Origin of the sequence: Vibrio sp. 03-59-1 (genome assembly GCF_013114135.1) — a bacterium.
GTDB lineage: Bacteria > Pseudomonadota > Gammaproteobacteria > Enterobacterales > Vibrionaceae > Vibrio > Vibrio cortegadensis.
The window spans coordinates 35148-47455 of sequence record NZ_VTYA01000014.1; the positions used below are offsets into that span (position 1 = coordinate 35148).

The window sequence follows — 12308 nt, forward strand, 5'->3', positions numbered from 1 at the left end:
TGTGCCACATAAGTCAGGACGGATTTTACAGCCAAAAACTCTAGCGAATGGATTCTTTACGCACAGAATTGGCTAATAAACTACTATATTGTCAGAATAAATCTCTAAGGATCCTGTTATGGCTACCCTATCTGAAAAAAATTGCACTGCAAATCAAGCAACTCGTCTAGAAGAAGACCTTCTTGGTCAACGTCATGTTCCTGCTGATGCTTACTACGGCATCCATACTCTACGTGCAGTGGAAAACTTCAATATCTCTAATGTGACTATTTCAGATGTACCTGAATTTGTTCGTGGCATGGTCATGACAAAGAAAGCCGCTACATTAGCAAACAAAGAGTTAGGTGTTATCCCAAGTGACGTAGCAAAATTCATCATCCAAGCTTGTGACCTGATTCTTGAAACAGGCAAATGTATGGATCAATTCCCATCGGATGTTTTCCAAGGTGGTGCTGGTACTTCTGTAAACATGAATACCAACGAAGTTATCGCTAACGTTGCTCTAGAGCTTATGGGTAAAGAGAAAGGCGAATACGATTTCGTTAACCCTAACGATCATGTGAACAAGAGCCAATCGACTAACTGTGCTTACCCAACGGGCTTCCGTATTGCGGTATACAACAGCGTAACTAAGCTAACTGAAGCGATTGGCTACCTAAAAGGTGCTTTCGAACTTAAGAGCCAAGAATTTGATACCATTCTAAAAATGGGTCGTACACAGCTGCAAGACGCCGTTCCAATGACAGTTGGCCAAGAGTTCCATGCTTGGGCTGTAACGTTAAATGAAGAAATTAAAAACCTAGATTACACATCTAAACTGATTCTAGAAGTGAACTTAGGTGCGACAGCGATTGGTACTGGTCTTAACGCCGCTCCTGGTTACCAAGAGTTAGCAGTAAAACACTTAGCAGCAGTGACTGGTCTTGAGTGCGTACCAGCAGAAGACTTGATCGAAGCAACGTCTGACTGTGGTGCTTACGTGATGATCCACGGTGCACTAAAACGCCTAGCCGTTAAACTGTCTAAAATCTGTAACGACTTACGTCTTCTTTCTTCTGGCCCTCGCGCTGGTCTGAATGAGCTGAATCTTCCTGAACTTCAAGCGGGCTCTTCTATCATGCCTGCAAAAGTTAACCCTGTAGTACCTGAAGTAGTAAACCAAGTTTGCTTTAAAGTTCTAGGTAATGACAACACGGTTTCTTTTGCTGCTGAAGGCGGTCAACTTCAATTGAACGTAATGGAGCCAGTTATCGCGCAAAGTATGTTTGAATCTTTAGACATTCTAACTAACGCTTGTGTGAACCTACGTGACAAGTGTGTAGACGGCATTACGGTAAACAAAGAAATTTGTGAAGCGCACGTGTTCAACTCTATCGGTATCGTGACTTACCTAAACCCATACATTGGCCACCATGAAGGTGACATTGTTGGTAAGATTTGTGCTGAAACAGGTAAGAGCGTTCGTGATGTTGTTCTAGAGCGTGGCTTACTGACTGAAGAAGAGTTAGATGACATCTTCTCTGTCGAGAACCTTATGCGTCCGCAGTACAAAGGCAAACGCTACGAATAATAGATTAAAGAATAAAGGCTCTGGAGACAGAGCCTTTTTTTGTTTCTGACCAAATTATCAATAACTATATATTTAGGAGTCACTCATGTTTTTACTTGAGCTAATCGTCGTATTGGGATGTATCCTGATCGGTGCTCGTATCGGGGGGATCGGCCTCGGCGTTATGGGCGGTGTCGGTCTTGCGGTATTAAGTTTTATTTTCGGCATCCAACCAACAAGCCCACCAATTAACGTAATGTTAATGATCATGGCGGTGGTTGCAGCGGCAGCAGCAATGCAAGCGTCTGGTGGTTTGGATTACATGATCAAGATTGCATCTGGCATTCTGCGTAAAAACCCTCGTCACATCACTTTCATCGCACCTTTAGTGACTTACTTTTTCACAATGATGGCAGGTACTGGCCACGTTGCTTACTCTGTTCTACCTGTTATTGCAGAAGTGAGCCGTCGTAGTGGTATTCGCCCTGCACGCCCACTGGGTATGGCAGTTATCGCATCACAATTTGCGATTGTTGCAAGCCCAATTGCAGCCGCTGTTGTCGCTTTGGTTGCCTTCCTAGAACCACAAGGCATCACGCTAGGTAACGTGCTTTCTGTGACGATCCCAAGTACTTTCCTTGGCCTTGCTTGTGCTTGTGTCATTGTTAACAAGCTTGGTAAAGAGTTAAAAGACGATCCTGAATTCCAACGCCGCATGCAAGATCCTGAGTTCCGTAAAGAGATGGAACAAGAGGAAGCGGTTGAAGATATCATCATCACACCGCAAGCGAAAAAATCAGTAGGCATGTTCCTATTTGGTGCGCTAACGGTAGTTATCATGGGTGCTTTCCCATCACTTCGCCCTCAATTTGATGGCTCTCCTATGGGTATGGCGCACACCATTGAAATCGTAATGCTAACGGTTGCTGCTCTTATCATCTTGATCTGTAAACCAGACGGCAATGCGATTAGCCAAGGCTCCGTGTTCCATGCTGGTATGCGTGCGATTGTGGCTATCTTCGGTATTGCTTGGTTAGGCGATACTTTCATTGGCGGCCATGCTGCAATGGTAAAAGAAGCAGTATCTGGTTTAGTTGAAGTGGCACCATGGACATTTGCATTCGCACTATTTGCTTTATCGGTAATGGTAAACAGCCAAGGTGCAACAACTGCGGTTCTTGTCCCTGTCGCGATAGCTCTAGGTCTTCCACCAACAATCATCATTGCAACCTTCGTTGCGGTTAACGGTTACTTCTTTATTCCAAACTACGGTCCTATCATCGCATCGATTGACTTTGACCGAACTGGTACCACGAATATTGGTAAGTACATCTTCAACCACAGCTTTATGATCCCAGGCTTACTCAGCATGGTATTTAGCATCATATTTGGTCTGATCCTATCGAACATCATGATCTAATCGACTAGATTTTGTATTGAATAATGAGGAGCGAATATCGCTCCTCTTTTTATTTCTTCTACGTAGTTCCACGCTTTTCTTCAACGAATCATACGCTTAATTACCACCCACTTTTATTCAGCCATAATTTGCGTAACTTAGTGTAAATTCTTATATTTTTAGTTACTCAAAGCACAAAACAAATCTAGATCACGCTTCAGATTTGACATGCATCAAACATTGTCGAAATAACACCAAAAACATAGCCGAATTTTCTTTTGCATAAAATTCCAGACATTTATGCACACCAGCCCCTAGAGACCCGAAAATAAAAGAACACGCCTCAACCAGCAGCATAGATAACCACTTTAAGCACACTAATACCCTGATAATTCCAAGAACAGCTATTGAGTATAAAGTTAGCACAATAAAAGTGTGAACAACGCCTAGGATAGATTTCACAATGGGATTTAAAATAGCCGCCAGATAAATGAAACTTTAAATTTAATATCGGATTTAATTTAATAATCACAAATATAAATTATTGGTTTAATGCATTATTTAATTAACTAATCATTTCGCATTTTGATTAAAATTCTTTATTTACCCAATTTTGGATCAGCTATTTATTTTTGACTCGCGAATTCACACTGAACTGCCTTTAGAGCAATGACGTGAAAGGAGATTGCTATGACTACCGAAACTGTTCAAAAGGAAGAAAAAGGCGGCTTTTTTGCTAACTTTAAATTCCCTTCTGCTTACACTATTTTATTCCTACTGATTGCAACTGTTGCACTTCTAACTTGGATCGTTCCAGCAGGTCAATACGACCGTGCTATGAACGAAGACCTAGGCCGTGAAGTGCCAATTACTGGTACCTATAAAGCGACTGACGGTAACCCGCAAGGCGTTGTTGATGTACTAATGGCTCCAATCGATGGTTTCTACGATCACAACAGCTATGAAGCGGCTGCGATTGATGTATCCCTTTTCATTCTAGTTATCGGTGGCTTCCTTGGCCTAGTAACTAAAACAGGTGCTATCGATGCAGGTATCGAACGTGTAACCGCTCGTCTTGAGGGGCGAGAAGAGTTAATGATTCCGATACTCATGGCGCTCTTTGCTGCTGGTGGTACGGTTTATGGTATGGCGGAAGAGTCTCTACCATTCTACACGCTACTTGTTCCAGTAATGATGGCCGCTCGCTTTGACCCATTAGTGGCAGCAGCAACGGTTCTACTAGGTGCTGGTATCGGTACTCTAGGTTCAACGATTAACCCGTTCGCTACTGTTATCGCAGCAAACGCAGCAGGTATCCCGTTCACTGACGGTATCGTGCTACGTGTTCTTATGCTTGTTATCGGTTGGGTTATCTGTGTTGGTTACGTTATGCGCTATGCAAAAATGGTGCGTGCAGACCAAACTAAATCAATCGTTTACGACAAATACGAAGAAAACAAAGCGCACTTCCTTGGAAACCAAACTGGTGAGCTTCTTGATTTCACAACCACTCGTAAAATCATTCTAACTATCTTCGCAGCTTCATTCGGTGTAATGATTTACGGTGTATCGGTTGCTGGCTGGTGGATGGCAGAAATCTCTGCAATGTTCCTAGGTTCAACTATCCTTATCGGCCTTATCGCTCGCATGAGTGAAGAAGAGTTCACCACTAGCTTCATTGATGGTGCTCGTGACCTATTAGGTGTTGCGCTAATCATCGGTATCGCACGTGGTATCGTGGTAGTAATGGACCGCGGTATGATCACTGATACTATCCTGTTCGCTGCAGAAAACGCAGTAACTGGCTTGTCATCTATCGTGTTCATCAACGTGATGTTCCTACTAGAAATTCTACTATCATTCCTAGTTCCTTCATCTTCAGGTCTAGCGGTACTAACAATGCCTATCATGGCACCTCTAGCTGACTTTGCTGGCGTAGGACGTGAACTCGTTGTAACGGCTTACCAATCTGCATCTGGTCTAGTGAACTTAATGACACCAACGTCTGCAGTGGTTATGGGTGGTCTTGCTATCGCTCGTGTACCATACGTTCGCTGGGTTAAATGGGTCGCTCCGCTACTTGCAATCCTATTGGTTGTAATCATGGTTACGCTAAGTATCGGCGCTATCATGTAATCACAGTCTTGACTGTAAAAACCGCCTACGGGCGGTTTTTTTTCGCTCTGTATTTGTCTTGCTCAACGTCCTTTCCTATCGTCCATCACATGCCCCAGCTCTTACTCATGGGCATTACCTCTTCTACCGCATGCTGACCCATGAGTCGTCATGCTGACCCTTTTCTCTTTTCTTATCGCCAGTGATGCCTGGCCATCAATCTACAGGTATCGACATGCGAGCCGCTAGATCGGCGTGGGCCATTAAACTGCCCAGCCTATTCAGCCCATAGGCCTCACCTTCAAATCTTCAAATCTTCAAATCTTCAAATCTTCAAATCTTCAAATCAAGCATCAAGCATCAAGCATCAAGCATACACACGGAGACGTACCATCAAGCCATGGTCGTATCAACATCGACAGTAGAAGTAGAAGTAGAAGTAGAAGTAGAAGTAGACCAACAGTGTAAGTAAACCCCTATTACTTATACGTGTTTATTAATTGATTTTGATAGATTTATATATATCACGGCCATTCATCCATAACATTTATGGCTAATTAAATGGTTGGAACATAATTAATGAGTATTTTTGAATAACTATAAAAAAAGAAAAATTACAATATTATCGCCGACTCATTTTGAATAATAAAAACGACTCTAATTCGCTAAAAAAAACACAACTAACCCAAAATATAAAATGTGACCTACAAGCACTTTACGTAAAAAAGTTTTGTTAAAAAAACACACAATCCAATCTAAATGCATATAGATACACAGTTATAGTGAATAAGAAAATTGCATATCCGCATTGCCACAGAAATTATTATTGAATAAATTTCCCATAAAAATCCAGCATTCAACCAACAACGGCATAAATAGCGAATAATTACGCGAAAAAACCACTAAAAACCCATGTCAATTTAAAGTAAATTGCTGCATAAAATTTGTTACAAGCCCCGCCACACAAGGGTTTCACGTGAATAATCTATTTGTGACTAACCTCTAAGAATCCTATTCACTCTGGAGTAATATGGGCTCCAGAAAGAAAAACTGGATATTTAAATTAATCCTTTATTCCCTACGAAATAATAATGTGCTTTTAAATATGAAAGCATTCAAATAGAGAGATAAGATTATGAGTAAGTTCTATGTAGGTTCTGAAGTTGGCCAACTACGTCGCGTTCTAGTTCACCGTCCAAGACGTTCACTTAGCCACCTAACACCATCTAACTGCCACGACTTATTATTTGATGATGTGTTAGCAGTAGAACGTGCAGGTAAAGAGCATGATGCATTTACTAAAACGTTACGTGACCAAGGCGTTGAAGTTTTACTTCTAACAGACCTTCTTGCTGACACTCTAGCAGTAGCTGAAGCGAAAGAATGGTTGCTGACTCGTCAAGTTTCTGATTACCGTTTAGGTAAAACATTTGCAAATGACGTACGTTGCTACCTAGCTGACCTACCAAATGTTGAACTTGCTAAAATCCTAACGGGTGGTTTGTCTTACGCTGAAATGCCAATGAAATCATCTTCTATGATGCAAAGCATGCACGCTCCGACAGACTTCATCATCGAGCCTCTACCAAACCACCTATTTACTCGCGATACTTCTTGCTGGGTATACGGCGGTGTTTCTATCAACCCAATGGCTAAAGAAGCTCGTCAACGTGAAACTAACCACGTTCGTGCAATTTACCGCTGGCACCCAACGTTCGCTGGTGCAGACTTTGTTAAGTACTACGGCGACGAAGAAAAAATGTACGACCACTCTACAATTGAAGGCGGCGACGTTCTTGTAATTGGTAAAGGTTCTGTACTTATCGGTATGTCTGAGCGTACAACGCCACAAGGTGTTGAGCAGCTAGCTTCTAGCCTATTCAAACATGGCCAAGCGAAACAAGTTATTGCAATGGAACTTCCTAAACACCGTTCTTGCATGCACTTAGATACAGTAATGACGCACATGAACGAAGATACATTCTCTGTTTACCCAGAAGTGGTTCGTAAAGACGTTCAATGCTGGAGCTTAACTGGCGACGAAACTGGCGCTGTTAACGTTAAAGAAGAAGGTTACTTCGTTACTGCTATCGAAAAAGCACTAGGCGTAGACAAGCTAAACCTAATCACAACTGGTGGTGACAACTTCACTGCAGAACGTGAGCAATGGAACGATGCTAACAACGTACTAACTGTTAAACCAGGTGTTGTAATTGGTTACGAAGGTAACACTTACACTAACGAAAAATACGACAAAGCGGGCATCACAGTTCTACCTATCCCAGGTGACGAACTTGGTCGTGGCCGTGGCGGCGCACGCTGCATGAGCTGCCCAATCGAACGTGACGGTATCTAATCGCCACCTTCAACTAAGCAATTCGTGTTAAAGCAACAAAAACTAAGCTAAATACTAAGGTCGGAATAACGATTTCGACCTTAGTCAGAATTCAAAGAGAATCGATTATGACTAAGCAAACTGTTGTCGTAGCGTTGGGTGGTAATGCACTACTACGCCGTGGTCAGCCACTTGAAGCTGATATCCAACGTGAAAATATTGAAACCGCAGTTAAAACTATCTCTAAGATCGCCGAAGAGTACAACGTAGTTCTAGTGCACGGAAACGGCCCACAAGTTGGTCTATTAGCACTACAAGGTTTGGAATACAAAAAAGTAAGTCCATACCCATTAGACGTTCTGGGAGCAGAAACTCAAGGCATGATCGGCTACATGTTGATGCAGGAATTTAGAAACTACCTTCCTCAAACGCATATCTCTTGCATGTTGACTCAAATGACTGTTGATCCAAAAGATCCAGCGTTTGCAGACCCAACAAAACCAATCGGTCCAATTTACGAAGAAGCGGAAGCGAAAGAATTGGCTGAGAAATACCGCTGGTCAATTAAGCCAGACGGCAAACATTTCCGTCGTGTTGTGCCTAGCCCACAACCGACAGGCATCATCGAAAGCGACGCTATCACTACGCTTATCGATCAAGGCCACTTAGTAATCTGTACTGGCGGTGGCGGCATCCCAGTAAAAGAAGAGAACGGTAAATTAGTCGGTGTTGAAGCAGTTATCGACAAAGACATGTCAGCAGCTTTCCTTGCGAAACAGCTAGACGCAGATGCACTACTTATTTTAACTGACGCTGACGCGGTATACCTAGACTGGGGCAAACCAACGCAACATGCTCTAAGCGCAACCACACCAAGCGAATTATCTCAGTACGAATTCGATGCAGGATCAATGGGGCCTAAGATTGAAGCTTCATGTGAATTCATCAACCAAGGCGGCAAGTTAGTTGGTATCGGCGCACTTGAAGATGGCCTACGCATCTTGAAGGGCGAAGCGGGAACTAACATCAAACGCGACGCTTAATAGTTTAGAAAGATAAAAAATACTTAAACCCATACTTAATTTAGACATGCTCCCTACACCTATTGTCGTAGGGAGTCATAATACAAGAAGGAATACATCATGGCTTTTAACCTACGCAACCGTAACTTCCTAAAACTTCTAGACTTCACTCCACGTGAAATCCAACACATGCTAGAACTAGCAGCTGAGTTGAAAAAAGCGAAGTACAACGGTTACGAGCAGCCTCGCCTAACGGGTAAAAACATCGCGCTTATCTTTGAAAAAGCATCTACTCGTACTCGTTGTGCATTTGAAGTTGCTGCATATGACCAAGGCGCTAACGTAACTTACTTAGGCCCTTCTGGTTCTCAAATCGGTTACAAAGAGTCAATGAAAGATACAGCACGCGTTCTTGGCCGCATGTACGATGGCATTGAATACCGTGGCTTCGGTCAAGAAATCGTTGAAGATCTTGGCGCATACGCTGGTGTTCCAGTATGGAATGGTCTAACAGATGAGTTCCACCCAACTCAAATTCTTGCTGACTTCCTAACTATGCAAGAGCACGGCCGTGGCAAACAGCTACACGAAATGACTTTCGCTTACCTAGGTGATGCTCGCAACAACATGGGTAACTCTCTAATGGTTGGTGCTGCGAAAATGGGTATGGACATTCGTCTAGTTGCTCCTAAAGCATTCTGGCCTGAAGAAGAGCTAGTAGCTCAATGTCGTGAAATCGCTGAAGAAACTGGTGCGAAAATCACTGTTACTGAAAACGTTCAAGAAGGTGTTGAAGGTTGTGACTTCCTTTACACTGACGTTTGGGTATCAATGGGCGAAGCGAAAGAAGCTTGGGCTGCACGTATCGACCTAATGATGCCTTACCAAGTAAACATGGAAATGCTAAAAGCAACTGGCAACCCACATGTTAAATTCATGCACTGCCTACCTGCATTCCACGGTGAAGATACAGTAGTTGGTAAAGAACTTGCTCAAGAATACCCAATGCTTAAAGACGGCGTTGAAGTAACAGATGAAGTGGTTGAATCTAAGCACTCTATCGTATTCGATGAAGCTGAAAACCGCATGCACACAATCAAAGCAATCATGGTTGCGACACTAGGTCAGTAATTGATTATAGTTTGATGCATGAACCACAGTTAAGCGCATATTATTAGGCTCTCCTATTGTTCTTAACTGTCATATTGCGAGTAATATCTTGGATATTACTCGCATATTTTTTTGCACCGATAAAAGTTAAAGCCCCACAAAATCAATAAAATTCAAAACCTTAATATTGACCTTCCTGATAAGCAATTCGCATACTTCCCGCATAAACTTTCACCTGAAAATTAGTTTACGAAAACGTTTGCACTGTATAGAATTCTACGTATAATCCTTCGCAATTTGCCAAAATAGAGAAAGAAATGAAGACGACCAATCTACAATATTTGATTGCACAGAGCCTGAAAATGGCGTCGTTATCTATTTCATATTTTTTCGAATTTTGGTTGTTATTGAAAAGATCCTATTAAAAGCCTCCTATTATTGGAGGCTTTTTTTTGTCTTAAATTTGGTGCGGCCCGCTATAGGGCAGCTTTGATTCATCAGTTTGTTTCGTTGTTAAAGGAAAAACGTTATGGCGCATTCGTTATTTAATAAACATATCATTTCAATTCCAGAGCTATCTCGTAGTGAGCTAGAGTTGATCGTAGAGACCGCTGGGCAACTTAAAGCAGAACCAAACCCTGAGTTATTAAAAAACAAAGTGGTAGCAAGTTGCTTCTTCGAACCTTCAACTCGTACTCGCCTCTCTTTTGAAACCGCCGTTCAACGCTTAGGTGGAACTGTCATTGGTTTTGATAACGGTGGCAATACATCACTAGCGAAGAAAGGCGAAACTCTTGCCGATTCAGTGCAAGTTATCTCATCTTATGTGGATGCCTTTGTTATGCGTCACCCACAAGAAGGGGCTGCACGTTTAGCGTCTGAATTCTCAAATGGCGTGCCAATTGTGAATGGCGGCGACGGTGCGAACCAACATCCAACTCAAACACTGTTAGATTTGTTCTCAATCTATGAGACTCAAGGAACACTGGATAACTTGAATGTAGCTTTTGTTGGTGACTTGAAATACGGACGTACGGTTCACTCACTGACCCAAGCGCTTGCAAAATTCAACAACGTTCGCTTCTTCTTTATTGCTCCTGAAGTTCTATCTATGCCTGATTACATCTGTGAAGAATTAGATGATGCTGGCATTAAATACAGCATGCACAAAAACATCGAAGAAGTAGTACCTGAATTGGATGTTCTGTACATGACTCGCGTACAGAAAGAACGCTTTGATGAATCTGAATACGCGCACATGAAAGCGGCTTATATCTTAACGGCATCAATGCTAGAGCCCGCAAAAGATAATCTGAAAATTCTTCACCCGCTACCTCGTGTGGATGAAATCACAACAGATGTCGATAAGACCAAACACGCATACTATTTTGAGCAAGCCGAAAATGGCGTTTATGCTCGTGAAGCATTGTTAGCACTAGTCCTAAACAAAGAACTTTAAGCAGGGGGAATTTATCATGGTAAAAGAGACTCAACTACAAGTAGAAGCAATCTGTAATGGTTCAGTAATTGACCACATCCCTGCTCACGTTGGCATAAAAGTTCTGAAGCTTTTTAATATGCATAAAACCAACGAGCGCGTTACGATTGGCTTAAACCTACCGTCATCAGCACTAGGTCATAAAGATTTAATCAAAATTGAGAATGTGTTCATTACTAATGAACAAGCGAACCAATTGGCGCTTTACGCCCCAGCAGCAACAGTAAACCAAATCGAAAATTACAAAGTTGTCGATAAGCTCACACTATCGTTACCAGAGCAAATCAACGCGATTTTTGAGTGCCCAAACAGCAACTGTATTTCTCATGGCGAACCAGTGGAAAGTGGCTTCAAAGTTCTACTGAAAAAAGAGCGTGTACAGCTTAAATGTAAATACTGTGAGAAAGTATTCTCACGTGGAATCATGACAGAAAAACGCTAATTTAAGTCGATTTAAAGACAAATATGCTAACTCGGCCCATACTGATATTATAGTCAGTATGGGCCGTTTTTTATATTTAACACCTTTGCAATAACTTCAACTATTTTAGCGCACTTTAGATGTTAAAATTCAGAACAAAGAACCCATCAAAAAGCTTAATTATAGTTTTTTATTTGGTGATTAAGCTCAATAAACCAATATAAAGATACTGATAACATCGGCATACTAGTTAATAATATTTGTCTCTCTCATCGCCTTTAGCCTTTTCGTTCAACACTGAACCTAAGCTTGTGACTAAAAGCAGACTAATAAGGAGTTGTCCGTGAATACTGAAAACATACAGGCTACGGCGCTAACTGCCGACGATAAAACATTAACCGCTGCATGTAAGCGTTTACTTCAACAACAAAGTTTTGCGACGCAAAATGACCTACGTTTGCGTTTAATTGAACTTGGGTATGAAGGGATAAGTCAATCAACAGTATCACGCTTATTATCCCAATTGGGTGTCGTTAAAGTGCAAAACGCTTGCGGTAAGAAAGTGTACTGCATGACAGTGGAAAGTGCGCCAGTTCGTGTTGGCTCGTCGATCTCTTCTCAAATTGAATTTATTACACATAACCAATTAATGGTTGTGATTAAAACTCACCCTGGCAGTGCACAGCTTGTTGCGCGCTTAATTGATATCGATCCACACGGAGAGATCTTAGGGACTGTCGGTGGTAATGACACCGTGATCGTCGCACCAAAAGATGTCAGCAATATTGAAGCATGTGAGCGCGTCGTAAAAGAGCGTCTTGGCGTACTATAAGCTTTCATTCTATACAATGGCCTAATC

The 12308-nt window shown here is 42.1% G+C and carries 9 protein-coding genes; all 9 read left to right on the forward strand.

Annotated elements, in window-relative coordinates; translation table 11 throughout:
- Positions 1-118: 118 nt before the first annotated feature.
- The 9 genes from aspA (at position 119) to F0249_RS14825 (ending at position 12281) form a co-directional block, all read left to right on the forward strand.
- Positions 119-1570: an aspartate ammonia-lyase gene (gene aspA, locus F0249_RS14785; protein WP_017053361.1), complete on the forward strand. Its 1452-nt coding sequence runs from the start codon at positions 119-121 to the stop codon at positions 1568-1570.
- 85 nt (positions 1571-1655) lie between these two features.
- Positions 1656-2969, forward strand: a complete 1314-nt coding sequence (locus F0249_RS14790; protein ID WP_017053360.1) for an anaerobic C4-dicarboxylate transporter family protein — start codon at positions 1656-1658, stop codon at positions 2967-2969.
- 669 nt (positions 2970-3638) lie between these two features.
- A complete protein-coding gene (locus F0249_RS14795; protein ID WP_113795422.1) occupies positions 3639-5084 on the forward strand; it encodes a YfcC family protein in 1446 nt (481 codons plus the stop codon).
- Positions 5085-6198: 1114 nt separating this feature from the next.
- Positions 6199-7419 carry an arginine deiminase gene (gene arcA, locus F0249_RS14800; protein WP_113795421.1) on the forward strand — a complete coding sequence of 407 codons (1221 nt, stop codon included), beginning with the start codon at positions 6199-6201 and terminating at the stop codon, positions 7417-7419.
- A 107-nt stretch (positions 7420-7526) separates the two neighbouring features.
- Positions 7527-8441 carry a carbamate kinase gene (gene arcC, locus F0249_RS14805; RefSeq protein WP_171757078.1) on the forward strand — a complete coding sequence of 305 codons (915 nt, stop codon included), beginning with the start codon at positions 7527-7529 and terminating at the stop codon, positions 8439-8441.
- Positions 8442-8540: 99 nt separating this feature from the next.
- Positions 8541-9551, forward strand: coding sequence for an ornithine carbamoyltransferase (gene argF / locus F0249_RS14810; RefSeq protein ID WP_017053213.1), 1011 nt, complete (start codon positions 8541-8543; stop codon positions 9549-9551).
- Positions 9552-10059: 508 nt separating this feature from the next.
- Positions 10060-10989, forward strand: coding sequence for an aspartate carbamoyltransferase (pyrB, locus tag F0249_RS14815; RefSeq protein ID WP_017053212.1), 930 nt, complete (start codon positions 10060-10062; stop codon positions 10987-10989).
- A gap of 16 nt (positions 10990-11005) precedes the next feature.
- Positions 11006-11470: an aspartate carbamoyltransferase regulatory subunit gene (gene pyrI, locus F0249_RS14820; RefSeq protein ID WP_017053211.1), complete on the forward strand. Its 465-nt coding sequence runs from the start codon at positions 11006-11008 to the stop codon at positions 11468-11470.
- A gap of 322 nt (positions 11471-11792) precedes the next feature.
- Positions 11793-12281: an arginine repressor gene (locus tag F0249_RS14825; RefSeq protein WP_017053210.1), complete on the forward strand. Its 489-nt coding sequence runs from the start codon at positions 11793-11795 to the stop codon at positions 12279-12281.
- Positions 12282-12308 lie beyond the last annotated feature (27 nt).